This window comes from Streptomyces sp. NBC_01264, from assembly GCF_026340675.1.
Lineage (GTDB): Bacteria > Actinomycetota > Actinomycetes > Streptomycetales > Streptomycetaceae > Streptomyces.
The window spans coordinates 4,542,026-4,564,588 of sequence record NZ_JAPEOX010000001.1 but is presented as its reverse complement, the minus strand read 5'-3'; the positions used below and the strand labels follow the sequence as shown (position 1 = coordinate 4,564,588).

The window sequence follows — 22,563 nt, the reverse complement described above, 5'->3', positions numbered from 1 at the left end:
ACGTCAATGCCACATCAAGACAAGCGAATTGGTGTGCAAGCTTATGCAAGTTCGTGGCACCTCGGACGGGCGGACTTCTAGCGTCGCCAACACGACGACCGTGAAGGGGAGGCGGTATGACCGTGACCACGCAGCAGGAGGCGGACTCGACCGGGCTACCCACCTTCGTCCGGCGGTTCACCGCTACCGCGAAAGGGGCCCGGCTGGCCAGACACTTCGCGACCGTCGAACTGTTCGACTCGGGGCGCCTTGAGCGAGACGAAGAAATTGATGCCGTCGCCTTGGTCGTTGCGGAACTGGCGTCCAACGCAGTCCGGCACGGAAACGTCAGGGGGCGGCAGTTCGAAGTGCAGCTCATTTGTATGCCCGAGGTGGTGCGTGTGGCTGTGTCAGATGCTCGTGGAGATCGTCAGCCCTGCGCGCAGCCGGCCAGCGAGGGGGAGGGCGGTCATGGAATGCGGCTCGTGGCGTCGTTGTCCACTGCCTGGGGAGTGGACCGGCGTGACGTAGGCAAGACCGTGTGGGCCGATGTGCCGTGCGGTGGTGGCCGATGAGTACGGTGCTGCGGTTCGTCCCGCATCGGATCGTGAGCCATCCGGAGGGCGAAGTCACGGTCTCGGCGCAGTGCCTTGCCGCTGACTGTGGATGGTCTGCCCTTCCGTCCGCCGACGTGGCCGCCGTGGACGTGGCGTGCATGTCCCACACGGGCCGCACGGGTCATCCCACGTTCGCGAGGAAGTACGAGGACGTGGCCCTGGTCACGCGCGTCGAGTAGCGCTCACGAGCGGCCTCGTCCGGCGACGGCGAGCATGACTGCCGGGCGGGGCTTTCCGCTGTAACCCCTGGCGTGCTAAGTATGTGCATCGAGCTTGATCGCATGGACGATGAGGGGCCCGTTCACGCACGTCCCTTTCGGCGTGGGAGGACCGCCCGGACGCGGGCGGCCAAACCTCCAGTCTGCCGTATCGCTCCGCGGGCCGGGTGGTTCTGAGCTGTGCGCAGCTCCGCCGGCCGGTGCGGCGGCGTTGCCGGGGTGCGCGCGGTCAGGCTCCCCCGGTGGCGAAGGCGAGGATGGCGGGGGCGGCCTCGCGGAGCGTCGGGAAGTGGCGGTGGGCCCCGGAGTGGGCTTCGGGGGTGTTGACCGTCCAGACCGTCATGCCGGCCGCGAGGCCCGACCGGACGCCCGAGGGAGCGTCCTCGACGACCAGGCAGCGGGCGGAGTCGGCGCCCAGGAGGGCCGCGCCCCGCAGGTACGGGACCGGTGAGGGCTTGCCCTCCGCGACGGCGGCGGCGTCCACGAGCACCGGCGGCACGGGCAGGCCGGTGCGGTCGAAGCGGCCGCGCACCCGGTGTGCGTAGTTCGAGGTGACCAGGCCCCAGCTCCCCGGGGGCAGGGCGGTCAGCAGCTCGGCCACGCCGTCGAAGGCGGCGTAGGTGCCGGAGCGGACGTCCTCGTCCTCCAGCTCGTGCAGCGCGGCCAGGCACGCGTGCGGGTCCAGGTCCGGGGCGACGGCCGCGAAGGTCTCCATCGGGCGGGTCCGCAGGGCCACGGCGTACACCGCGTCCGGGTCCAGCTCGTGGCGGGCCGCCCAGGTGGCCCACACCCGGCGCTGGTTGGCGACGGCGTCGACGAGGGTGCCGTCGACGTCGAACAGGACGTACCGGGCGGGGGCGGCGGGAGCGGCGGGGCCGGCGGGAGCAGCGGCTTCGTGGGTCACCGGCGGATCATGACAGGCCGCGCAGGAGCAGCTTCAGGCCGCCCTCGAACTCCCGGTCCGGGGTGACCGAGCGTGCGTCGCGCGCGGTGGCCGACATGTACGGGAACTCCTGCGCGGGGAGAGCCGCGATGGCGGTGGTTCCGGGTCCGGCCAGCGGACCGAGGTGTTCCAGCTGCGTGGCGCCGATCACGTACGAGATGAGGGCGCGCAGCGCGATCACCCGTTCCTCGGCCTCGATGCCGGCCTCGGTGAGGACGCCGAGCACGGTTTCCGACCAGCGCAGCCCGCTCGGCGAGCGGTGCCGGTGCGTCAGGGAGAGCGGCAGGGTCGCCGGGTGGGCGCACAGGGTGGCGCGCAGGCGCCGGGCCAGGTCCGTGACCCGGCCCTGCCAGGGGCCCGGGGGCGGCGGGGTGGTGTCGACGCCGCTGAGGACGAGTTCCACGACGAGCGCTTCGAGTTCCTCGCGGCCCGGGACGTAGCGGTACAGGGCCATGGGGCTGATGCCGAGCTCGGTGGCGACGGCGCGCATGGAGAGGCCGGGGAGCCCATCGCGGTCGATGACGGCGAGGGCGGCGGCGGCCAGTTGGTCCGGGGTGTGCGAGCGGGGGCGCGGCATGACGGTTGACAGCGTACGGCATACGCCTACGCTGGGGGGGTAGGCGTACGGCATACGCCTACGCCTCTCGAGGGAGGGTTTCCCATGCTCGAACCCGGTTCAGTGGTACCCGCACGCCTGCTCACGCCCGTCACGCCCGTCACGCCCGTCACGCCCGTCGCGTCCGCCGTGCCCGTCACATCCGCCACACCCGTCACGTCCGTCACCGGAGGGCCCGTCCCCCTGCCGGACCCGGAGCGCCTCGTCCACCTGCAGTTCCGGCGCTTCGCCGGCTGTCCCGTCTGCCACCTCCACCTGCGCTCCGTCGTCCGGCGGCACGCGGAGATCGAGGCCGCCGGCATCCGGGAGGTCGTGCTCTTCCACTCCTCCGCGGAGGAACTTCGCCCGCACACCGCCGACTTCCCCTTCGCCGTGATCGCCGATCCGCGGCAGCTGCTGTACCGGGAGTTCGGCGTCGAGTCCTCCCCGCGCTCCCTGCTGGACCCCCGCGCCTGGGGGCCGGTGCTGTGGGGGATCGCCCGCTCGGCCGCCGAGGTGGCGCGGGGCCGGGAGCGGCTTCCGGCCCGCCGCCAGCCGAACGGACGGCTCGGGCTGCCCGCCGACCTGCTGATCGGGCCGGACGGCCGGGTGCTGGCCGCCAAGTACGGGGAGCACGTCTACGACCAGTGGTCCGTCGACGAGTTGCTCGGGCTGGCGGCCGCCCTTTATCCGGTGGGCGCCGGGGAAGGAGCCTCGTAGGGTCGCGGTGTGACTACTGAACCGCAGAGCTTCGTACCGCCGGCCGAGGTGTTCGAGGTGCCCGTCCGGCTCGTGGGGGAGGGCTTCCGGCTGGAGCCCCTCGGGCCCGAGCACAACGAGGGCGACCTCGCCGCCTGGAGCGGAAGCATCGATCACGTGCGCGCGACGCCCGGCTTCCTGGGGGACTGGCCTCCGGAGGAGGGCATGAGCGCGGAGGCGAACCTCGCCGACCTGGTGCGCCACGCACGCGACTTCGCCGAACGGCGGGGGTTCACGTACAGCGTGCTGGACGGCGAGCGGGACGGGGAGGGGGAGGTCATCGGCTGCCTCTACATCTACCCCGGGAAGGTGGACCCGGAGCGCGTGCACGTGACTTCCTGGGTGCGCGGGGACCGGGCCGCGTACGACAAGGCGGTGTACGGGACCGTCACGCGCTGGCTCGCCGAGGCCTGGCCCTTCCCGGCGGACCGGATCGACTACGCGCCCAGGTGATCGCCCGGTCGCCCCGGTCGCCCCGGTCACCCCGGTCCACCGATCCCCCGATCCCCCGATCGTCAGTCGTCGCAGGTGTGGAAGGTGCAGAAGCGGACCGCGCTCACGCCCGGGATTCGGGAGATCTCCGCTTTGAGCGCCTCCCGGCCCCCTTCCTCGGGGAAGTGCTTGGGCATGCCCACGTGGAGCTTGAGCTCCCCGGCGTACTCGCCCACCTCCACCTGGGTCGCCCCGAACGGCCGCAACCGTTCCTTGTAGCCGTCCACCTCCTGGCTGCGGTCCCGGTCGTTCTCGCCGTCCAGCTTCGCGGAGAAGTGCGGGGGCGGCTCGTTCGCCTCCGAATCGTGGGCCGACGGGAAGAAGAGGGGGAGGGCGATCAGGGCGAAGGATGCGGCGGCCATCAGGGGCGCCGCCACTGAGAACCTGGTGCCCGGGCGGTTCTGGGGGTCCACGAAGGCCGCGATCAGCAGCAGCACGGCGGCCGGGAGGAAGAAGAACATGCCGATGAGGGCGCCGATCACCGACCAGGCGATCAGGCCCGACCCGATGAGGAGGCAGGTCCGCGCGAACGCCTTCGGGCCCCCGCGCATCAGGAGCGGCGCGGCGGTCACGATCGCGGTGGTGAAGAAGAACCCGCCCAGGAGCTGGGACATGGCGATCCCCAGGACCGCCGCGGCTCCCGCCGCCGCGACCCCCGCCACGCCCCAGGCCCACTGCCGGCCGGCCACCTTCTGGGATTCCCCCATGACGCCCCCCTCGGTCTTGAACGCGTTCAACTGAACATGTTCAAGATAGCGCACCTGTGCCCCCTGCGCCCCCCTACGCGCCCAAGTGCTCCAGCGGCCCCGCCGGATAGGGGGACTCCACCGGGAGCAGGGCCCGCGCCGCCTCCGGTTCGCCGGAGCGGAGCAGGGCGTGGATCTCCCGGGCCAGCGGGGTGACATCGCGGATGGAGACGGTCCACTCGTCGGCGTAGGCGCGTGACATCGGTCCGGACAGGCCGAGTTGGAGCGAGCGGTACGGCAGCGGGTTCAGGTGCAGGTCGCGCTCCGGGTCCCACTGCACGCGGGCGGGAGCCGTGCGCAGGGCCCGGGTCCAGGCCTCGCGGTCGGCGTGCACGCCGGGGACGTAGTGCGACAGGCAGGCGCCGCTCAGGGCCCGGTCGAAGCCGGCGCGGGTGATCTCGACGGCCAGGACCGTCTCCTGGTCGGCCTTGGTGGCCCAGCCGCAGCGGTACATCATCCACAGGAACGACGGCTTGACCCAGGTCATCCGCTCCCGCTTCCAGGCGGGCGGGAAGCGGCCTTCGCGGGCGGCGGGCACCCCGATCCGGGGGTGGTACGCCTGGTACACGGTGAGGGTGTCGGCCGTGTGCGCGGCGCGGATCCGGTGGCGGGGGACGGGGTGGGCGGTGACTTCGGACATGACCCCAGGGTGCGGGCCCGAGCACCGCCCGGGCCAGGGGATTTCGCCGCGCGACGCGGAGACCGGGCCGATCCGGACTCCGGGCCGATGCGGACTCCGGGCCGACGCGGACTCCGGGCCGACGCGGACGGCCCGGATCTCTAGATCTGGTCCTCCTCCAGCTCCGCGACCCCCGTGATCCGGTGCAGCGCGAAGGTCCGTACCTCGTCCGCCGTGTGGTCGTAGCCGGTGACGAACCCGCCCTCCACGCGCACCGGGGCGATGACCCGCTGGCTCGCCGCACCGTCGGCGTTGACGTAGCCGATCCACACCGCCGACCCGGTCAGCGCCGCCGCCTGCACGGTCGCCAGGGTCTCCGCCGCGCTGGTGCGCGGGAGTTCGCCCGGGGCGGCTGAGCCTCCCGCCGCGGACCCGGCCGCCCCCGCCGGCTCCTTGCGGACCGCCGTCGCCGCCAGGTCGCCCGCGCGGATGGCCCGTACGGCCGCCCCCAGAAGCGTCGAGTCCGGTACCGGCGGCCCGTCCGGGACCGGTACGGGCAGGGCGCGCGCCGGGGTGCGGTGGGCGTCGGCGCGGGAGACCAGGACGTCACCCGTACGGGATTCCGCGGCCGGGGCGTACCCCATGGCCCGCAACCCGTCGAGCAGCGAGGTCGGTTCGGCCTGCGCGGCCAGTACGGTCGGCGCGAGGCGGCGCAGCCCGAGGCCCGCGGAGCGCTTGTCGGCGAGGATCTCGTTCAGCATGCCGTCGTCGTCGCAGCGCACGTACGAGGAGGCCGCGCCGACCCGGAGGTGTCCGTGCCGCCGGGCCACGTCGTCGATGAGGTACGACAACGGCTGCGGCACCGGGGTGCGGCTGTGCTCGGTGAGGAAGGACTGCAGGTCGACGGCGGTGTGTCCGGCGTCCAGGGCGCGGCGGACCGAGCCGGGCGTGAAGCGGTACACGGTGGCCCCGCCCTTGGACTCCACCTCCGCCAGCACGGCCAGCACCTCCGCGAGCGCCCGCCGCAGCGGCCCCGGAGCCACCGCCGTCAGATCCGCCTGGAGCAGTACGTGGTCCACGGGCTCGGGCAGCAGCGGCGCGAGCAGTGGCGCCGGGTCGCGCCCCTCCAGCAGGGCCCGGCCGGGCGCGGCGAGCGCGCCCCGGCCGGTGACCCCAAGGACCTCCGCCTCGGTCAGCGTCCAGCGTGCGAGGCGGGCGCGCAGTTCGCTCGTCCCGCGCACCGGCCGCTCCCACTCCAGGCGGGCGAGGAGCGTGGCCGGGTCGGGGGAGCCGCCCTCGGGGAGCGCGGCGAGCAGGCCCAGGATGCGGCGGCGCACCTCGGGGGCGGCGGAGCGGTCCAGTTCGGCGCCGAGCGCGGAGAGCGTACGGCCCTTCGCGTCCTGCTCGCCGACCAGGCCCGGGGTCCGGGTGGCGGTCAGCCAGGCCGCGGCCAGCACCGACCAGCGCTCGGCGGGCGGCAGTTCGAGCCAGCCGTCGAAGGCGGGGGTCGGGGCGTACCGCTCGTCGGCCTCGCCGTCACTGGCCAGCAGGCCGGCCGCGTAGGACAGTTCGATCCAGAACGCCGCCGACGGCTCGTCGGTGTCGAGGGACGCCGCCGCCCGCTTCAGATCGCGTACGGAGAGTCCGCCCGCGCGCAGCACGGCCGGACCGGCGTGCTCCCAGGACTTCACCAGCTCCTCGACCGTCGACAGCGCCGCCAGTGCCTGGCCGGCCGCGTTCGCGTCCACAAGCTGTGGACGGTGCTCGCGGTGCGCGGGGACCTCCGGGGGCAGCGGCTCCGTCGCCCGGTGCGCGAGCCCGCCGCGCAGGTACAGGGCCACCTCGCGCGGCAGCAGCACCGTGCGCGCCGTGGCCGGAAGCAGCAGGCCCCGGTCGCGCAGCCAGCGCACCGGAGGCGTCGGATGGGGCGTCACTTCCCCGTACGGCGGACCCCACACGAGCCGGCCCAGCACCTGGTGGGCCTCGGCCGGAGCCTCGTCGAGCAGCGCCGACATCCGTACCGGGTCGGTGAACAGGCCCGTCAGCGCGGTCACCGCCGACACCGGGTCGTGCGTCGCGGGCAGCCCGACGGCCGCCACGATCTCCTGGATCCGGGTCGGCGACATGCCGGCGGTGGCCTCGGCGACGGTGGGGCCGAGCCCGGTCGGGGAGGGGCGGGTGGCGGAGGGGGCGAGCAGTTCGCGGGCGGTGCGGACCAGGCGCAGCCGTTCGTCGTCGCCCCAGACCAGGGCCTGCTCGCGCAGGGTGGCCAGGGCCCGGGGGAGTTCGGCGCGGGCCCCGTTGTCGGCGCCCGAGGTGGTGCCGGTGTCACCGCTGAGCAGGGACTCCAGTACCGCGTACGGGCAGGGCTCCGGGCCCACCGCGAGCGCCTCGGCCGTCTGCAGGGCGAACCGGTCCAGGCGGTCCAGCGCGCGCACCACCGAAGCCCGCGTCCCGGCCCGCGTGGCGAGCTGCGTCACGTCCCCGGGCACCGGGCTCAGCAGGTCCGGCCGGGCGCGCAGCAGGGCGCCGAGCCCGAGGTCGTCACGGGCGCGCAGCGCTTCGGCGAGGGAGCGCGGAGCGCTTCCCGCGGTGCTCGGGTCAGGCACGGTCGTCGCCTCCTGGTCGCGTCGGCCGGTCAGTCGGCCGGTCCCCATCCGGCCAACGGTATCCGCTGCGCCCCCGGCCGCTCCACGGGCGCACGCGCTACCTTCGCCTGAGGTGGCACGGGAGGAGCCGGGGCGTGGGGATCGAGAGCGACCATCTGGTCTACGAATATCTGAGCCGGGTCGGGGACTTGGCGCAGCGCAGGCAGCTGTCGTCCGGGGACCGGATGCGGCTGGTGGCGGGGCTGCGGGACGAGATCGACCGGAGCCGGGCGAAGTACGAACCGGAGACGACGGCGGCGGTACGGCGCATCCTGGATCGGATCGGGACGCCGGAGGAGGTCCTGGACACGCGGCTGGCCGCTCCCGCCGCTGCCGCTGGTCCCTCCGCTCCCGCCGCTCCGGCGGTGCCGGTCCAGCGGGGAGCTGCGCCGCCGCATCTCGCGGGGCGCGACGAACTGGGCGCGGGCGAGCGGGAGCCCGACTGGTGGACGGTCGGGCCCGGATCGACGGTGGAGGGCTTCGCGGGCGGGATCGAGATCCCGGAGCTCCTGAAGAGGCCGGTCACGGATCCCGATCCCGATCCCGATCTCGATCCCGATCCCGATCCCGACGATTCCAAGGGCGCCGCTGCCGAGGGCCGCCCCACCCTCATGGGCTTCCTGCGCGAGCGGCGGCGCCGGGCGAAGGAGGAGAAGGCGGCCCCTGCCGCGCCGGTGGCCGCGCCGCGGCAGAAGCCGTACGCCTTCCTGCTGCTCGCGGCGGTGGCGCTGGTCGCGGGAGCCGTCTCCGGGTACTGGCTGCTGCTCGCCGCGGGCTGGCTGCTCGCGTACGCCTCGCGCGTGCTGGGTCCCGCGGAGCGGAAGTGGGTGGTCTTCGGGCTGCCCGGGGTGGTCTTCGCGGGGGCGGTGCTGTGGCTGTGGGGCCGCCTGAACGGCCGCTGGGGCGCTCCCCTGGCGGACGAGGCCCTGAGCGGCACCTTCCATGACCTCCTGCCCTGGCTGGCGCGAGCCGCGGCGCTGTCCTCGGCGCTGTACCTCGCCTGGCGCTCCCGCCGCCGCTGACCCCGTCGCCGGGCGGCCGGCGGAGCCCTCAGACGGAAGGCACCGGCGCCGTCCACGGTGATGTCGGGACGATCAGGGGGGAGCCCGTCACCGGGTCCGGGATGACGATCGAGTCGAGGCCGAAGACCTCGCGGACCAGGTCGGCCGTGACGACCAGCGCCGGTGGGCCCTCCGCGACCACCCGGCCCGATTTCATCGCCACCAGGTGGTCCGCGTACCGCGCGGCCTGGTTGAGGTCGTGGAGGACGGCGACGACCGTGCGGCCCCGTTCGTGGTTCAGGCGCCGGACCAGGTCCAGCACCTCCACCTGGTGGGCGATGTCCAGGAAGGTCGTCGGCTCGTCCAGGAGCAGGATGTCCGTGTCCTGGGCGAGAGCCATCGCGATCCAGACCCGCTGCCGCTGCCCGCCCGACAGCGCGTCCACCGGCCGGTCCGCCAGGTCCGCCACCGAGGTCCTGGCCATCGCGTCGACGACCGCCCGCTCGTCCGCCTCCGACCACTGCTGCCACCAGTGCTGGTGCGGCTGCCGTCCCCGCGCCACCAGGTCCGCGACCGTGATCGCCTCCGGGGCGGAGGGGGACTGCGGGAGGAGCCCGACGGCCCGGGCGATCCGCCGGGTGGGGAGGGAGGACAGGGCCTCGCCGTCCAGGACCACCGAGCCCGACCGGGGACGGAGCAGCCGGCCCAGGGCCCGTAGCGTCGTCGACTTGCCGCAGGCGTTCGGGCCGACGATCACCGTGACCTTGCCGTCCGGGACGGCAAGGTCCAGGTCCTCCACGACGACCCGGTCCTCGTACGCGAGGGTCAGTTCCCGCGCGGACAGACGGCTCACGGCTTGCCTCCACTACGGCTGCGCATGATCAGCCAGATCAGGTACGGGGCTCCTACGGCGGCCGTCAGCACGCCCACCGGGAGTTCGGTCGGGGACAGGAGCTTGCGGGCGAGCAGGTCGCCCAGGACGACGATCACCGCACCCGTCAGGGCGGAGCAGAGCAGGGGGATCTGGGCGGTACGGGTCATCCGGCGGGCGATCTGCGGGGCCAGCAGGGCCACGAAGTCCACCGGGCCGGCCGCGCCCGTCGCCACGGAGGCGAGGATCACGCCGAGGGCGACGAGGCCGAGGCGGACCCGGCCCAGCCGGATGCCCAGCGCGGTGGCCGTGTCGTCGTCGAGGGAGACCGTGCGCTGCGCGCGGGCCGCCCACAGGACGCCGGGGAGGAGGGCGAGCAGGACCCAGGAGAGAGGGGTCGCCACGTCCCAGCCACGGCCGTTGAGGGAGCCCGTCATCCAGATCTGCGCCTGCTGCGCGACCAGGTAGTCGCCCTTGGTCATCAGGAGGGTGGTCACCGAGCGCAGGGCGATCGCGAAGCCGATGCCGATGAGGACGAAGCGGGTGGCGTGCAGGCCGCCGCGCCAGGCGAAGACGTACACGAGGGCGGCGGCGGTCATCCCGCCGAGGACCGAGAGGTACGGCAGGACCGTGCACGAGGTGACGCCGAAGGTCAGCGCCGCCACCGTGACGGCGCTCGCGCCCTGGCTGATGCCGATGATGTCGGGGGAGGCGAGCGGGTTGCGGGCGACGGTCTGGATCAGCGCGCCGGCCACCCCGAAGGCCAGGCCGACGAGCAGGCCCACAGTCATCCGGGGCAGCCGCAGGGTGCCGACGATCAGGTCGTCGGGGGAGGGCTGCCCGAGCAGGACCTTGACCACCTCGCCGGGGGCCACGAAGGACTCGCCGAGGGAGAGGTACGCGACGCACACCGCCGCCAGGAGTACGGCCAGGCAGAGCGCCGTGACCGCCGCCCGGCGGTGCAGGAGGAAGGAGCCGCGGCCGGAACGGGGGCGGACCAGGGCATAGCCGGCCGGGCGGACCCGGGTACCGGGGGTCATGCCACCGCCGCCTTCCGGCGGATCAGCGCGACCAGGAACGGGACCCCGATCAGCGCGGTCATCACCCCGGCCGGGACCTCGCCGGGCGGCACCACGATCCGCCCGAGCACGTCCGCGACGAGCAGCATCACCGGGCCGATCAGGGCCGCCATCGGCAGCACCCAGCGGTGGTCGCTGCCGACCGCGGCCCGTGCGAGGTGGGGTACGGCCAGTCCGACGAAGGCGATCGGCCCGGCCGCCGCGACCCCGGCGCCGGTGAGGACGGTGGCGCCGAGGCCGCCGACGATCCGTACGGCCGCGACGTTCTGCCCGAGTCCCTTCGCGAGGTCCTCGCCCAGCGCGAGCGCGTCCAGGCCGCGGGCCACCGACACCACCAGGACGGCGCCGATGAGGAGGAACGGCCAGATCTGGTGGACGACGGAGGCGTCGCGGCCGGCGATCGAGCCGACCTGCCAGAAGCGGAACTCGTCCAGCGCCGAGGCCTTCGTCGTGAGGACGCCCATGGTGACCGACACCAGCAGGGCGTTGATCGCGGCCCCGGCCAGCGCCAGTTTGACGGGGGTCGCCCCGCCGCGCCCGCCGGAGGCGACGGCGTACACGGCCACCGAGGCGACGGCGGCGCCCGCGAAGGCGAACCAGACGTAGCCGCTGAGCGTGTGCACCCCCGCGAAGGCGATGGCGCAGACGACCGCGACCCCGGCTCCCTGGCTGATGCCGAGGATGCCGGGGTCGGCGATCGGGTTGCGGGTGATGCCCTGGAGCGCGGTCCCGGCGAGGGCGAGGCCCGCGCCGACCATCAGGGCTATGAGGGTGCGCGGTACCCGCAGCGTGCGGACGACCTCGGCGTTCGGTCCGGTGGCGCCCCGGAAGAGCGCGTCGAAGACCTCGCCGGGAGGGACGGCGCGGGCGCCGACGGCGAGACTGAGGAGCACCGCGCACAGCAGTGCGGCGAGGCCGCCCGCCGTCCACGCGATGCGACGGGCCGTCAGGGCGCGCCGACCCGCCGTGGGGGCCGCGGGGAGGGGACGCGCGGGAGCCGCGGGAGCGGGGGCTGACATGTCACCAAATTTCACTGTCTGGTAAGGCGAGGCTAAGTCTACGTTCCCGGTCGCGGTGCCCGGATCGGCACAATGGAGCCATGACTCCCGAGACGCAGCTGACCGTCGGGTTCGACCTCGACATGACCCTCATCGACTCCCGGCCGGGCATCAAGGCGGCCTTCGAGGCGCTCTCGGCCGAGACGGGCACGTACATCGACACCGCGCAGACCGTTTCGCGCCTCGGTCCGCCGCTGGACCAGGAGCTCGCGTACTGGTTCCCGGAGGCGGACATCCCCGCCATGGCCGACCGCTACCGGGAGATCTATCCCACCCACGCCATCGCGCCGACCCCGGCGATGCCCGGCGCCCGCGAGGCGGTCGAGGCGGTCCGTGCGCTGGGCGGCCGCGCGATCGTCGTCACCGCCAAGCACGAGCCCAACGCACGCCTGCACCTGGACCACCTGGAGATCAAGCCCGACGCGGTCATCGGCTCGCTGTGGGCGGAGGCCAAGGCGATCGCCCTGCGCGAGTACGCCGCCCAGGTCTACGTCGGCGACCACGTCGGCGACGTCCGCGGCGCCCGTACGGCCGGAGCCGTGTCGGTGACGGTCCCGACGGGCCCGTGCCCGGAGCCGGAACTGCGGGAGGCGGGCGCGGACGTGGTCCTGACGGACCTCACGGAGCTGCCGGCCTGGCTCGCGGAGTACGAGCGCAGGCGGACCGCGTAGCCGGCGTAGCCGAAGCCCCCCTACGCCTGCGAGGCGCGGGCCGCCGTGCGCTGCGCGGCGGCCGAGCGCAGCACGCCCGCCGCCGAGATCATGAAGCCGACGCCCATGAGCATGCAGACGGCCCACGCGTACGACGGGAACGGATCCGTGTCGAGGAAGAGCGGGGCCATCGTGGCGAGCGTGGCGACGGCGCCCACGATGAAGACGATGCCGCCGGCCTTGACGAGCGCATCACCGGGACGGGCCGCGTCGGGGTCCGCGGGCTCGGGCTGAGGAGTAACAGTCACTCGACCAGGGTAGTTCCCTGGCCGGAGCGGTCACCCGCGAAGGACCGGGGAACGTCTTGTCACCCGGAGAGGGGCAACTAGCCTGAGAGGTGCGGGTCTGCGGCCCGCTTCCCACCCGACGAACGCAAGGACAGAGGACGGACGTGCCTACCGGCAAGGTCAAATGGTTCAACAGCGAGAAGGGCTTCGGCTTTCTCTCCCGCGACGACGGCGGCGACGTCTTCGTTCACTCGTCGGTGCTCCCCGACGGGCTGGACGCGCTCAAGCCCGGCCAGCGCGTCGAGTTCGGTGTTGTCGCGGGGCAGCGCGGTGACCAGGCACTTTCGGTGATCGTCCTGGATCCGGCACCCTCCGTCGCGGCCGCGCAGCGGCGCAAGCCCGACGAGCTCGCGTCCATCGTGCAGGACCTCACGACCCTGCTGGAGAACGTCACGCAGCAACTGGAGCGGGGCCGTTACCCCGACAAGGCGCACGGCGGGAAGATCGCCGGCATGCTGCGTGCGGTGGCCGACCAGCTCGACGTCTGAGCCGTGCGCGGGACCGTGCCCCGTCGCCCTCGCGGGCGGCGGGGCACGGTCATGTCCTACGGGAAGGCCAGTGCGTCGGCCGCGATGGCCGGAACCAGTCCCTCTGCGGCCGCCCTGGTCAGCAGGCCGCGCACCGCCGCGTAGCCGGCTTCGCCGAGGTCGGCGGTGAACTCGTTGACGTACAGCCCGATGTGCTGGTCGGCGACGGCCGGGTCCAGCTCCTGCGCGTGCGCCCGTACGTAGGGCCGGGACGCCTCCGGGTCGGCCCAGGCCATCCGGACCGAGGTACGGGCCGACTCGGCGAGCGCGCGCAGCGCGTCCGCGCCCAGGGAGCGCTTGGCGATGATCGCGCCGAGCGGGATCGGCAGGCCGGTCGTGGACTCCCAGTGCTCGCCCATGTCGGCCAGGCAGTGCAGTCCGTAGTCCTGGTAGGTGAAGCGGGCCTCGTGGATGACCAGTCCGGCGTCGACCCGGCCGTCGCGCACGGCGGGCATGATCTCGTGGAAGGGGAGGACGACCACCTTGCCGACCCCTTCGGGCAGCACGTCGGCGGCCCACAGCCGGAACAGCAGGTAGGCGGTGGAGCGTTCGCTCGGGACCGCGACCGTCCTGCCGGTCAGGTCCAGGCCCGGCTCCCGGGTCAGGACCAGGGGGCCGCAGCCACGGCCCAGCGCGCCGCCGCACGGGAGTAGCGCGTAGTCGTCGAGGACCCACGGCAGGACGGCGAAGGACACCTTCAGCACGTCGAACTCGCAGTCCTCGCCGCGCTCGGCCAGGCCGTTGGTGACGTCGATGTCGGCGAAGGTGACGTCGAGGTCGGGCGCGCCGGGGACCCGGCCGTGGGCCCAGGCGTCGAAGACGAAGGTGTCGTTCGGGCAGGGCGAGTACGCGATCCGTACGGGCCGGGCGAGGCCGGCGGCGGTTGCGGGGTCGGTTCCGGCGTCGGTTCCGGTCATGAGGGTCCTCCCCAGGAAGCGAGTACGGGGCCCAGGGCCCGGAAGCCGTCGGCCAGCGCCGTCAGCGCGTCGCCGATCCGCCAGGCGTCGCGGTCCCGCGGGCCCACGGCGTTGGAGACGGCACGGACCTCCAGCACGGGCAGCCCGTGGGCGGCGGCGGCCTCGGCGACCCCGAAGCCCTCCATGGCCTCGGCCCCGGCGAGCGGGTGGCGGGCGGCGAGGGCGGTCGTACGGGCGGCGGTGCCGGTGACGGTGGAGACGGTCAGGACGGGCGCGAGGAGCGCCCCGGTCGCCTCGGCGGCGCGCGCGGCGAGCTCCGCGGGAGGCAGGTGCACGCTGCGGCCGAAGCCGAGTTCGGTGACGGTGAGGAACCCCTGCGGGGTCTCGGCGCCCAGATCGGCGGCGACGATGGCATCGGCGACCACGAGGGAGCCGATCGGGGCGGCGGGCGCGAACCCGCCGCCGATGCCGGCGGAGACGACGAGGCCGTAGCCGGGGGCTGCCGCGAGCGCCAGGGCGGTCGCGGCGCCGGCGGCCGCGGCGGCCGGGCCGACCCCGGCGACCAGTACGTCGAAGGCTCCCCGGCGGTGGATGAGGTAACCGCCGGGGAGGGTGCGCGGCGGTTCGCTGCCGGGGGCGTGGTCCGGGCTGTGCTCGTCGACGGGGACGTGGTCCGGATGAGGGACCGGACCGGACAGGCCTCGGACGACGGAGTCGGCCTCCGCCGTCACCGCGGTCACGATGAGCGCGCGCATGGTGGGCGTGTGACTACTTGAGCTTGACGTTGAAGGCCCAGACGGCGAGGGGCTTGCCGTCCTCGGAGACCTGGACGATGTTCAGCTTCTTGGAGGCCGGGGCCTCGCCCTGGCCGCCGGTGGCGAACAGGTCGGCGCCGGGGAAGCTGCGGTAGGTGTTGGAGGAGGGCTCGGTGATGGGCTGTCCGTCGAGGACCGCCTGCCACTTCTTGCCGTCCTCGACGACGTCCGGCTCGACACCGAGGCGCAGCGTGTCGCCGCGGCCGTAGTCGATGTTCTTGGAGTGCTTGAGGTCGTTGAAGCACTCCTGGACCTTCTCGCCCGTGAGTTCCTTGGCGTCGCTGCAGGCGGCTTCGGTGGACACCGACGAGGTGCCGACCGTCACGGTCGCCAGCGGCGTCGGCTTGTCACACGCGGAGAGGAGGAGGAGGCCGGCGGAAACGGCTCCGAGGGCCGCGACGCTGCGGCGGGCCCTACCCGAGAAAAGCGGTGCGGTCATGAGCCGAAGGCTATCGGGCGGGTGGGCTGCGCCGCTGCACGGGGTCCCACGGTGTGGCTTCCGCTGCGGGACGGGATTCGGCTGCGGCGCCGTGGCGCGAGCGCCTCCGGCTGCGCCGGGCTTTCCGGGGCGCCGCCCCGGACCCCGCTCCTCAAACGCCGGAGGGGCTGGATTTTCCCACCCCCGGCGTCCACGTGCAGGCCGGGGACGGGCTGGATTTTCCAACCGCCGACCTTCACGTGCCGGCCGGCCCCGCAGGGCAGCGGCTACGCCACCCGGGGGCGCGACGGCGTGGTGTGCTGGTGGCGCGGGGAGGTCAGGAAGCCGCGGAGGGCCATCGTCGTGCCCAGGGCGACGACCGCCGCGGCCACCGACATGCCGAGCACGCCGTTCAGGGGAAGCGCGATGCCGATCGCGCCGCCCAGCACCCACGCCACCTGGAGCACCGTCTCCGAGCGGGCGAACGCCGACGTCCGGACGGCCTCCGGCACGTCGCGCTGGATCATCGCGTCCAGCGAGAGCTTCGCCAGCGCCTGGCAGAAGCCGGCCGTCGTGCCCAGGACGGCGATGAACACCCCGCTGAAGAACACCGCCGCGAGGACGGCCACCGCCAGCGTCAGGGAGAGCACGGTGGCGATGATCGCCTCGGGCGCCCGGGCGCGGAGCCAGGCCCCCACGGCCGTCCCGCAGGCGTTGCCGACGCCCGCCGAGACGGCGACGATGCCCAGCGACACCGCCGCGCTCTGCCCGGCGAGGGGGTGCTCGCGCAGCAGGAACGCCAGGAAGAAGATGAGGAACCCGGACAGCCCGCGCATCGACGCGTTCGCCAGCAGCCCGCACAGCACCGGCCGGCTGACCGTGCGCAGCCCCGGGCGCTTGGAGTGGGCCTCGTGGGTGGAAAGCCGGGCCCGGCGTTCGCCCTTGGCCTCGTCCACCTTGTGGGGCAGCGTGAACGCCGCGAAGGTGCCCCAGATGAAGATCGCGCACGCCCCGTAGAGCGGCCACGGCGGACCGATCGTGTGCAGGGCGGCGCCCACGGGCGCGGCGGCGCCGGTGGCGAGCAGGCCGGCCAGGGTGACCCGGGAGTTCGCCTTGACCAGGGAGAACCCCGGTGGGAGGAGTCGGGGGACGACCGCGCTGCGGACCACGCCGTAGGCCTTGGAGGCGACGAGGACCCCGAGGGCGGCCGGGTACAGCTCCAGGCCGCCCGTGGCCACCGCGCCCGACATCATCACGGCCAGCAGGGCCCGGGTGAGCATCGCGCCGGCCATCGCGGCCCGCCGCCCGTGCGGCAGCCGGTCCAGCAGGGGGCCGATCACGGGGGCCAGCAGGGTGAAGGGGGCCATCGTGATGGCGAGGTACAGGGCCACTCGGCCGCGTGCCTCGTCCGTGGGGACGGAGAAGAAGACGGTGGAGGCGAGCGCGACTGTGATCATCACGTCACCGGCGCCGTTGATGGCGTGCAGCTCGATCAGCTTGCCGAGGCCCGATTCGCCCGCCCCGTGCGCGTGCGTGGCGCGCCGGATCCCGCGCGCCGTTCCGGTGAACGGCAGGTGGAGGGCACGCCCGAAGGCCCGGCCGGCCCGCCTGGCCGGTCCCGAGCCGTCATCGGACGACCGTACGGGTGCCACGTGGCCATAGTGCCCCACTTGCCCCCTCCGGACCCTTCCCGGCGCGTTGCGCGGAGATGGCCGGTAGTGGGGTTGTCCGCGAATCGGACCTTGCATGTGGGCCGAAGGCGCTGGAGGAGGTAGCGTGCGTAGCGCGCCACCGGCGGTTGCTCCTGGCCGCGCGCCTCTTCGCGATCCCGCAGAATGGATCGCAGGTAGGTGCGCCCTGGAACCCGATCGGGCGTGGACGTCGACGCGGCCCCCTGGTCCGCTCCGCCCGCGCTACGTAGGGACAGCCGACGGGTCGTTGTGGACGACAAGTACGGACGGCGCACTCGTGAGACGGCGTAGGAGAGAACGAGACCTGTGAGTGCTGCGACGACGCGAAGCCGTACCCCCGACCGCCTGTGCGTCGAGGCGGTGGACCTCGCCCGAGCGGCGGCCGAAGAGGCCGCCTACCCCGGAGTGGTGGGCGAGCACACTGCCGCCATCGCGGAAGGTGACCGGGTCGTCACGCACTTCTTCGAGTGCAAGGACCCCGGCTACCGGGGCTGGCGCTGGGCCGTAACCGTGACGCGCGCCTCCCGCGCGAAGAACGTCACCCTCGACGAAACGGTGCTCCTGCCGGGTGACGACGCCCTGCTGGCCCCCGAGTGGGTGCCGTGGAGCGAGCGGCTGCGCCCGGGTGACATGGGTCCCGGGGACCTGCTCCCCACGGACGCCGAGGACCTGCGGCTGGAAGCCGGCTGGTCGGGTGAGGACGCCCCGCCGCCGAACTCGGTGGTGTCCACCGAGATGGCCGAACTGGTCGAGGCGGAGGACGCCGACGTCACCGACCGCGCGGTGGTGCCCGTACGCGGCTCCATCACCTCCGTCGCGGAGGAGCTGGGCATGCGGCGGGCGCGGGTGCTCTCCCGCTACGGGCTGCACAGCGCGGCCGACCGCTGGGACGAGTCCTTCGGCGCGAAGACCCCGATGGCGCAGGCGGCCCCGGCCTCGTGCGTCTCCTGTGGTTTCCTCGTCGCGATCGGCGGCTCGCTGGGCCAGGCGTTCGGCGTCTGCGCGAACGAGTTCGGACCGGCCGACGGCCGGCTGGTCTCCCTGTCCTACGGCTGCGGCGGCCACTCGGAAGCCGCGGTCATGCCGAAGCCGCCGCGGCCGGCGCCGCCCGTGCTGGACTCGATGGCCTCGGACGAGTTCCACCTCCGGCCGTCCTCCGACTCCGGCTCGGTCCTGACCACGGACCCCCTGGCCCCGGATCTGGGCCACTCTTGATCAGCTTCTGATCGGCTTCTGAACAGCAGAAACGGCGGTGGTCGGGCCCCTTCGGGCCCGGCCACCGCCGTTCGCATTCTCCCGCCGGTGCGTCAGCCGCCGGTGGTCACCGGGGACGGCTCCGGCTCCCCGGCGGGTTGCGACTGGGTCTGCGGCTGCGGCTGCGCCGCCGCGGTCCCGCGCTGCTGGAGCCTGCGGACGAACCACGGCGTCCAGTTCTTCAGCTTCATGGCCGGCGACTCGATCAGGTGCCAGGAGAGCGCCGCCAGCACCAGCGTGCCGGCCATGGCCAGCAGCAGGAAGACCGGCTTGCCGTACTTGGCGTAGCCCAGCAGGGCGAGGGCCTGCTCCACGGTGAAGCCGTAGATGTAGATGCCGTACGAGTAGTCCCGCTTGCGCCCGATCTTCTGGAACGGCCGCGGCAGCCGGATCGCGAGCCACAGCAGCAGGTAGGCGAACGCGGGGTAGCCGAAGACGAAGACCCCGCCGAAGGCCAGCGACCCGCCGAGCACCGCGGCGCACAGCAGCGCCAGGCCGTCGTGGACCGGCACCCGGTCGCGGTACAGCTGGAACGTGGCGCCGATCAGGAACACGAAGCACAGGTGAATGATGAAGTGCACCGACATGGCGCCCAGGAACGGCACCTCCACGGCGGCGCTCATGTTGGCGGGGATGCCGCGCAGCGAGGGGGCGGCGATCCAGTCCCGCAGGATCAGGATGCCGAGCAGGGCGGCCGACAGCGGGACGAGCTTGCGGGCCCGGGTGAGGACACCGGAGGCGGCCAGCACGCCGACCATGACGTAGCAGAGGATCTCGTACTTCAGGGACCACAGGGCGCCGTTGACGCCGGGGTCGAAGTTGGTTCCGCGGGCCTTTCCTTCGGCCAGCACACCGGCTATGTCCCAGTGGGTGCTGATCGAGGTGTTCCACGTGCCCTGGAGGTAACTGACCGGGCCCTGGGGGTGGTTCCAGTACCCGTCCACCGAGCCGTGGAGGTAGGAGTACAGGAAGGGGACGATGATCAGCGAGGAGACGAGGAGCGAGCCCCACAGGCCGGGCAGGATGCGCAGGGCGCGGTGCCAGGCGTATCGGCCGGAGGTGCTGCGGGCGCCGCTGCCCGTGATCATGAATCCGGACAGGACGAAGAAGCCGATGACGGCCATCTTGCCGACGTCGGTCTGCTGTCCGCTGTACTTCCACAGCGGGTCCAGGGGACCCCAGCCGAGCGGCCACACGTGGGAGAGCACGACCGACGAGGCGAGGACCAGGCGCAGGACGCCGAAGCTGTTGGCCCGCGGTGAGTACAGCTCACCGAGGGTTCCGCGCCGGCCGGGCAGGACTGGTGCGCTGCGAGACATAGGGGAGTCAGACTTCCTTGAAGGGGGTCCGCCGGGGCGCGGCGGCGGGCTCGGCGGTGGGCCTACGGGGACCGGCGGTCCGGCTCAGACGCCGACGGGCGGGCGCACGGCGGTCCACAGCTCGGAGACGGCGTCGCGCAGGCTCCGGACGGGCTTCCAGCCCAGCGCCCGCTCGGTGGCGGAGATGTCGAGCTGCTGCCACTCGGTCTCCGGGCCGGTGCCGGCCGGGGCGGGCACCTCCACGATGCGGGTCGGTACGCGGCTCTCCTCGATCAGCAGCTCGACCACCTCGCGGGCGGACGTCGCCCGGCCGAGCCCGAGGTTGAGGACCGGCGGGCAGGCGCGTTCCGGGGCGAGGGCGAGGACGACGGCGTCGACCCCGTCCTGGAGGTGGAGGAACTCGCGCTGGGCGGTGAGGGGCATCAGGGACAGCTCCGCGCCGTCGGCGGCCTCGCCCTCGGCCAGCTTGCCCGCCATGACGCCGAGGAGGCTGTGCGCGGGCTGGCCCGCGCCGATGACGTTGCCCAGGCGCAGCACGATGGCGTCCAGGCCGTCCTCGCGGACGGCCTCGGTGATCAGCTCGGTGGCCCGGAGCTTGAGCTGCCCGTAGAGCGTCGAGGGACGCGCGGGGGACTCCTCGGAGTAGCTCGTGCCGACCGGGAAGAGGCCGTACTCGTGCACGGATCCGATCTGCACCAGCCGCGGCGGCTTCGCCATGCCGCGCAGTGCCTCCAGGAGGCGTTCGGCCATGCCGAGGTTGGCGGGGACCATCTGCTCGTCCGTCAGGCCCCAGCTGCCGCCCGCCGCGTTGACGACGACGTCGATGCGGTGGGCCGTCAGGAGCTCGGCCAACTCGGCCGGCGGGTCCAGGGTGAGGTCGAAGGTGGCGAACTCCCCCGGCGGGGTGACGGCCGGCTGCTTGCGGGCGACGGCGAGCAGGCCGTGGCCGCGCTCGTCGAGCGTGGCGCACAGTGCCCGGCCTATGAAGCCGGTGGCTCCGAGGACGGCCACACGGGGGAGGGGCTGGCTGGTGTGCGACATGGGCGTGGGCTCCGGACGGTGGGGAGGGGGAGGGCGGCTGTCGGGGTGGGGGTGCGCCGTCAGCGGTGGTCAGAGCCGGCGACGTGCCGCAGCAGGGTGCGGGCGCCGTCGCTCTGCTTGTTCTTCAGTGCGCCGGGGAGCATCGTCAGCGCGTGGATCCGGGAGGACAGGTGGAGCCGGGAGGCCTTGGCGGCCTTCGTCCAGCCCTCCTTGTCCAGACGGTCCGCGACGTCGAGGAAGAAGCGGTTCGCTTCCTCGAAGCGCTTTCCGGTGAAGGCCTGCTGGGAGGAGATGCTGACGGCGTGGCGGCGGTACTGGAAGCACAGGGTGTCCGACAGGAACATCTGCTCGCCGGCCTGGAGCAGGTCGATGACCAGGGCGAGGTCCTGGGTGACCTCCAGGTTGTCCCGGAAGCCCGCGGTGCGCACGGCATCGGTGCGCCAGCAGATGGAGGGGAAGAACAGCCAGTTCCCGCGCAGCAGGCTCGTGGCGAGCACCTCGCCGCCCATCAGCGCCTCACCGGTGAACCGGGGCTTGTACAGGCGGCGCTTGGACTGGTCGGCGAGTCCCTCGGTGGGCTTGCCCGCGCCGTCGATGACCTCGACGCCCGGCTGGACCATGCCGATGCCCGGGTGCTTCGCGATCGCGGCCCGGACGGTGGCCACGTACTCGGGCAGCATGATGTCGTCGGTGCCCATCATTACGAAGTGCTCTTCGCGGACCAGCCCCAGGCACTTGCGGTAGTTGCCGGTGACGCCGAGGTTCTGCTCGTTGCGCTGGTAGGAGACGCGCGGGTCGCCGAGCTCCGCGAACCAGCCGGGGACGGTCGGCTCCTTGCCGTCGTCGACGACCGTGAGCCGCCAGTCGGAGTCGGTCTGGGCCTGCACGCTGCGCACGGCGGCCTGCATCAGGGCCACGTTGCCGTAGTAGGGCAGCATGATGTCGAGAGTGGTCATGAGGAGTGCACCGGGGCCTTCGGGAGGGACGGGACGGGAGGGGTTCGCCAGTCGGTCGCCCGGTCCGGGGCGAGTGGCTGTGGGGAGGGCTCGCGGAACGTCACGCGCAGCTCTTCTCGTCGAGCAGGGCCAGCAGGTAGGCGCCGTAGCCGCTCTTCAGCAGGGGTCGGGCCAGCTCGCGCAGCCCGTCGTCGGTGAGGAAGCCGGCCCGCCAGGCCGCCTCCTCGACGCAGCCGATCTTGAAGCCCTGGCGCTCCTCGATGACGCGTACGAACTCCGAGGCCTGGACCATGGAGACGAAGGTCCCGGTGTCCAGCCACGCCGTGCCGCGGTCCAGGACGGTGACCTCCAGGTCGCCCTTCCTGAGGTAGGCCTCGTTGACGGCGGTTATCTCCAGCTCGCCGCGGGCGCTCGGCTCGATCGTGCGGGCGATCTCGACGACCCGGTTGTCGTAGAAGTACAGCCCGGGCACCGCGTACCGGGACTTCGGCTTCTCGGGCTTCTCCTCGATGGATATCGCCCGGCCGTCCTCGTCGAACTCCACCACGCCGTACGCGGTCGGGTCGGAGACCGGGTAGGCGAAGACGACGCCGCCCTTGGGGTCGGTGCGCTCGGCCAGGCGCGTGCCGAGGCCGCTGCCGTGGAAGATGTTGTCGCCGAGGATCAGGGCGACCGGCTCGTCGCCGATGAACTCGGCCCCGAGCGTGAACGCCTGGGCGATGCCGGCGGGGCGCTCCTGGACCGCGTAGCGCAGATCGAGGCCGAACTGTGATCCGTCACCGAGGAGGCGCCGGAACTGGTCCTGGTCCTCGGGGGTCGTGATGATCAGGATCTCGTGGATACCCGCCATGACCAGCGTGGAGAGCGGGTAGTAGATCATCGGCTTGTCGAAGACGGGAAGCAGTTGCTTCGACACGGCTCGGGTCAGGGGCCAGAGCCGGGAGCCGGTGCCGCCTGCAAGGAGGATTCCACGCATGCGTGCCACCATACGTTGCGGCCCTTC

General features: G+C 73.3%; 25 protein-coding genes. 8 read left to right on the top strand and 17 right to left on the bottom strand.

All coding sequences use genetic code 11. From position 1 onward, the window contains the following. Positions 1 to 116: 116 nt before the first annotated feature. Entirely contained in the window at positions 117 to 554 is a 438-nt protein-coding gene (locus OG435_RS21080) for an ATP-binding protein (RefSeq protein WP_266878721.1), read from the top strand. Beyond that, positions 551 to 775 carry a hypothetical protein gene (locus OG435_RS21075; RefSeq protein ID WP_266878720.1) on the top strand — a complete coding sequence of 75 codons (225 nt, stop codon included), beginning with the start codon at positions 551 to 553 and terminating at the stop codon, positions 773 to 775. Before OG435_RS21080 ends, OG435_RS21075 begins: the two co-directional genes overlap by 4 nt. Before the next feature lie 268 nt (positions 776 to 1,043). On the opposite strand, the gene OG435_RS21070 is transcribed toward OG435_RS21075, so the two are convergent. Together OG435_RS21070 and OG435_RS21065 are read right to left on the bottom strand one after the other, a co-directional pair. Further along, positions 1,044 to 1,718, bottom strand: coding sequence for an HAD family hydrolase (locus tag OG435_RS21070; RefSeq protein WP_266878719.1), 675 nt, complete (start codon positions 1,716 to 1,718; stop codon positions 1,044 to 1,046). A 7-nt stretch (positions 1,719 to 1,725) separates the two neighbouring features. After that, positions 1,726 to 2,334, bottom strand: coding sequence for a TetR/AcrR family transcriptional regulator (locus tag OG435_RS21065; RefSeq protein WP_266878718.1), 609 nt, complete (start codon positions 2,332 to 2,334; stop codon positions 1,726 to 1,728). 84 nt (positions 2,335 to 2,418) lie between these two features. On the opposite strand from OG435_RS21065, the gene OG435_RS21060 reads away from it, so the two are divergent. Beyond that, the gene (locus OG435_RS21060; protein ID WP_266878717.1) at positions 2,419 to 3,072 is read left to right on the top strand and encodes a peroxiredoxin-like family protein; all 654 of its coding nucleotides are present in this window, start codon (positions 2,419 to 2,421) and stop codon (positions 3,070 to 3,072) included. Positions 3,073 to 3,081: 9 nt separating this feature from the next. After that, the gene (locus OG435_RS21055; protein ID WP_266878716.1) at positions 3,082 to 3,564 is read left to right on the top strand and encodes an N-acetyltransferase; all 483 of its coding nucleotides are present in this window, start codon (positions 3,082 to 3,084) and stop codon (positions 3,562 to 3,564) included. A 62-nt stretch (positions 3,565 to 3,626) separates the two neighbouring features. Here the strand turns inward: OG435_RS21055 and OG435_RS21050 are convergent, their stop codons facing one another. The 3 genes from OG435_RS21050 to OG435_RS21040 all read right to left on the bottom strand — a co-directional run bounded on the left by OG435_RS21050 (position 3,627) and on the right by OG435_RS21040 (position 7,625). Continuing rightward, positions 3,627 to 4,340: a hypothetical protein gene (locus OG435_RS21050; RefSeq protein WP_266878715.1), complete on the bottom strand. Its 714-nt coding sequence runs from the start codon at positions 4,338 to 4,340 to the stop codon at positions 3,627 to 3,629. A gap of 43 nt (positions 4,341 to 4,383) precedes the next feature. Further along, complete coding sequence (locus tag OG435_RS21045; protein ID WP_266878714.1) at positions 4,384 to 4,989, bottom strand: DUF4291 domain-containing protein; 606 nt, start codon at positions 4,987 to 4,989, stop codon at positions 4,384 to 4,386. Between the two features lie 140 nt (positions 4,990 to 5,129). After that, positions 5,130 to 7,625 carry a helicase C-terminal domain-containing protein gene (locus OG435_RS21040; RefSeq protein WP_266878713.1) on the bottom strand — a complete coding sequence of 832 codons (2,496 nt, stop codon included), beginning with the start codon at positions 7,623 to 7,625 and terminating at the stop codon, positions 5,130 to 5,132. A gap of 86 nt (positions 7,626 to 7,711) precedes the next feature. Between OG435_RS21040 and OG435_RS21035 the strand changes: the two genes are divergently transcribed. After that, positions 7,712 to 8,638 carry a hypothetical protein gene (locus OG435_RS21035; protein ID WP_266878712.1) on the top strand — a complete coding sequence of 309 codons (927 nt, stop codon included), beginning with the start codon at positions 7,712 to 7,714 and terminating at the stop codon, positions 8,636 to 8,638. Positions 8,639 to 8,666: 28 nt separating this feature from the next. Here OG435_RS21035 and OG435_RS21030 read toward each other — a convergent pair whose 3' ends face one another. Genes OG435_RS21030 through OG435_RS21020 form a run of 3 tightly spaced genes read right to left on the bottom strand, consistent with a single transcriptional unit; the run spans position 8,667 to position 11,586 of the window. Continuing rightward, entirely contained in the window at positions 8,667 to 9,470 is an 804-nt protein-coding gene (locus OG435_RS21030; protein WP_266878711.1) for an ABC transporter ATP-binding protein, read from the bottom strand. Beyond that, a complete protein-coding gene (locus OG435_RS21025) occupies positions 9,467 to 10,528 on the bottom strand; it encodes a FecCD family ABC transporter permease (protein ID WP_266878710.1) in 1,062 nt (353 codons plus the stop codon). The genes OG435_RS21030 and OG435_RS21025 overlap by 4 nt, the downstream gene beginning before the upstream one ends. Then, positions 10,525 to 11,586: a FecCD family ABC transporter permease gene (locus OG435_RS21020; protein ID WP_266878709.1), complete on the bottom strand. Its 1,062-nt coding sequence runs from the start codon at positions 11,584 to 11,586 to the stop codon at positions 10,525 to 10,527. The genes OG435_RS21025 and OG435_RS21020 overlap by 4 nt, the downstream gene beginning before the upstream one ends. An 80-nt stretch (positions 11,587 to 11,666) precedes the next feature. On the opposite strand from OG435_RS21020, the gene OG435_RS21015 reads away from it, so the two are divergent. Next, positions 11,667 to 12,296 (top strand): HAD family hydrolase, encoded by a 630-nt coding sequence (locus OG435_RS21015; protein WP_266878708.1) that lies wholly within the window; start codon positions 11,667 to 11,669, stop codon positions 12,294 to 12,296. Between the two features lie 20 nt (positions 12,297 to 12,316). On the opposite strand, the gene OG435_RS21010 is transcribed toward OG435_RS21015, so the two are convergent. Further along, complete coding sequence (locus OG435_RS21010; RefSeq protein ID WP_266878707.1) at positions 12,317 to 12,583, bottom strand: hypothetical protein; 267 nt, start codon at positions 12,581 to 12,583, stop codon at positions 12,317 to 12,319. 143 nt (positions 12,584 to 12,726) lie between these two features. On the opposite strand from OG435_RS21010, the gene OG435_RS50145 reads away from it, so the two are divergent. Next, positions 12,727 to 13,110, top strand: coding sequence for a cold-shock protein (locus OG435_RS50145; RefSeq protein WP_323187858.1), 384 nt, complete (start codon positions 12,727 to 12,729; stop codon positions 13,108 to 13,110). 56 nt (positions 13,111 to 13,166) lie between these two features. Here the strand turns inward: OG435_RS50145 and OG435_RS21000 are convergent, their stop codons facing one another. The 4 genes from OG435_RS21000 to OG435_RS20985 form a co-directional block, all read right to left on the bottom strand. Next, complete coding sequence (locus OG435_RS21000) at positions 13,167 to 14,066, bottom strand: 1,4-dihydroxy-6-naphthoate synthase (RefSeq protein WP_266878706.1); 900 nt, start codon at positions 14,064 to 14,066, stop codon at positions 13,167 to 13,169. After that, positions 14,063 to 14,821, bottom strand: a complete 759-nt coding sequence (locus OG435_RS20995) for a futalosine hydrolase (RefSeq protein ID WP_266878705.1) — start codon at positions 14,819 to 14,821, stop codon at positions 14,063 to 14,065. The genes OG435_RS21000 and OG435_RS20995 overlap by 4 nt, the downstream gene beginning before the upstream one ends. Positions 14,822 to 14,834: 13 nt before the next feature. Next, positions 14,835 to 15,320 (bottom strand): DUF2771 domain-containing protein, encoded by a 486-nt coding sequence (locus tag OG435_RS20990; RefSeq protein WP_266878704.1) that lies wholly within the window; start codon positions 15,318 to 15,320, stop codon positions 14,835 to 14,837. 266 nt (positions 15,321 to 15,586) lie between these two features. Continuing rightward, positions 15,587 to 16,969, bottom strand: coding sequence for an MFS transporter (locus tag OG435_RS20985; RefSeq protein ID WP_266878703.1), 1,383 nt, complete (start codon positions 16,967 to 16,969; stop codon positions 15,587 to 15,589). Between the two features lie 327 nt (positions 16,970 to 17,296). Between OG435_RS20985 and OG435_RS20980 the strand changes: the two genes are divergently transcribed. Beyond that, complete coding sequence (locus tag OG435_RS20980) at positions 17,297 to 18,205, top strand: DUF3027 domain-containing protein (protein WP_266878702.1); 909 nt, start codon at positions 17,297 to 17,299, stop codon at positions 18,203 to 18,205. Between the two features lie 92 nt (positions 18,206 to 18,297). Here OG435_RS20980 and OG435_RS20975 read toward each other — a convergent pair whose 3' ends face one another. From OG435_RS20975 to rfbA, 4 genes are all read right to left on the bottom strand, one after another. Next, positions 18,298 to 19,563 carry an acyltransferase family protein gene (locus tag OG435_RS20975; RefSeq protein ID WP_266878701.1) on the bottom strand — a complete coding sequence of 422 codons (1,266 nt, stop codon included), beginning with the start codon at positions 19,561 to 19,563 and terminating at the stop codon, positions 18,298 to 18,300. An 84-nt stretch (positions 19,564 to 19,647) separates the two neighbouring features. Next, positions 19,648 to 20,604 carry an NAD-dependent epimerase/dehydratase family protein gene (locus OG435_RS20970; RefSeq protein WP_266878700.1) on the bottom strand — a complete coding sequence of 319 codons (957 nt, stop codon included), beginning with the start codon at positions 20,602 to 20,604 and terminating at the stop codon, positions 19,648 to 19,650. 59 nt (positions 20,605 to 20,663) lie between these two features. After that, positions 20,664 to 21,560: a glycosyltransferase family 2 protein gene (locus OG435_RS20965; RefSeq protein WP_266878699.1), complete on the bottom strand. Its 897-nt coding sequence runs from the start codon at positions 21,558 to 21,560 to the stop codon at positions 20,664 to 20,666. Positions 21,561 to 21,660: 100 nt separating this feature from the next. Next, positions 21,661 to 22,536: a glucose-1-phosphate thymidylyltransferase RfbA gene (rfbA, locus tag OG435_RS20960; RefSeq protein WP_266878698.1), complete on the bottom strand. Its 876-nt coding sequence runs from the start codon at positions 22,534 to 22,536 to the stop codon at positions 21,661 to 21,663. Positions 22,537 to 22,563: the final 27 nt, after the last annotated feature.

Excerpts from the sequence above, each read along its gene's own strand:
- OG435_RS21060 (WP_266878717.1), top strand. The coding sequence starts at position 2,419 with ATGCTCGAACCCGGTTCAGTGGTACCCGCACGCCTGCTCACGCCCGTC.
- OG435_RS20995 (WP_266878705.1), bottom strand. The coding sequence starts at position 14,821 with ATGCGCGCGCTCATCGTGACCGCGGTGACGGCGGAGGCCGACTCCGTC.
- OG435_RS20975 (WP_266878701.1), bottom strand. The coding sequence starts at position 19,563 with ATGTCTCGCAGCGCACCAGTCCTGCCCGGCCGGCGCGGAACCCTCGGT.
- rfbA (WP_266878698.1), bottom strand. The coding sequence starts at position 22,536 with ATGCGTGGAATCCTCCTTGCAGGCGGCACCGGCTCCCGGCTCTGGCCC.
- OG435_RS21040 (WP_266878713.1), bottom strand. The coding sequence starts at position 7,625 with ATGGGGACCGGCCGACTGACCGGCCGACGCGACCAGGAGGCGACGACC.
- OG435_RS20970 (WP_266878700.1), bottom strand. The coding sequence starts at position 20,604 with ATGTCGCACACCAGCCAGCCCCTCCCCCGTGTGGCCGTCCTCGGAGCC.
- OG435_RS20990 (WP_266878704.1), bottom strand. The coding sequence starts at position 15,320 with ATGACCGCACCGCTTTTCTCGGGTAGGGCCCGCCGCAGCGTCGCGGCC.
- OG435_RS21065 (WP_266878718.1), bottom strand. The coding sequence starts at position 2,334 with ATGCCGCGCCCCCGCTCGCACACCCCGGACCAACTGGCCGCCGCCGCC.
- OG435_RS21020 (WP_266878709.1), bottom strand. The coding sequence starts at position 11,586 with ATGTCAGCCCCCGCTCCCGCGGCTCCCGCGCGTCCCCTCCCCGCGGCC.
- OG435_RS21015 (WP_266878708.1), top strand. The coding sequence starts at position 11,667 with ATGACTCCCGAGACGCAGCTGACCGTCGGGTTCGACCTCGACATGACC.
- OG435_RS20965 (WP_266878699.1), bottom strand. The coding sequence starts at position 21,560 with ATGACCACTCTCGACATCATGCTGCCCTACTACGGCAACGTGGCCCTG.
- OG435_RS21025 (WP_266878710.1), bottom strand. The coding sequence starts at position 10,528 with ATGACCCCCGGTACCCGGGTCCGCCCGGCCGGCTATGCCCTGGTCCGC.
- OG435_RS21080 (WP_266878721.1), top strand. The coding sequence starts at position 117 with ATGACCGTGACCACGCAGCAGGAGGCGGACTCGACCGGGCTACCCACC.
- OG435_RS21000 (WP_266878706.1), bottom strand. The coding sequence starts at position 14,066 with ATGACCGGAACCGACGCCGGAACCGACCCCGCAACCGCCGCCGGCCTC.
- OG435_RS21075 (WP_266878720.1), top strand. The coding sequence starts at position 551 with ATGAGTACGGTGCTGCGGTTCGTCCCGCATCGGATCGTGAGCCATCCG.
- OG435_RS21045 (WP_266878714.1), bottom strand. The coding sequence starts at position 4,989 with ATGTCCGAAGTCACCGCCCACCCCGTCCCCCGCCACCGGATCCGCGCC.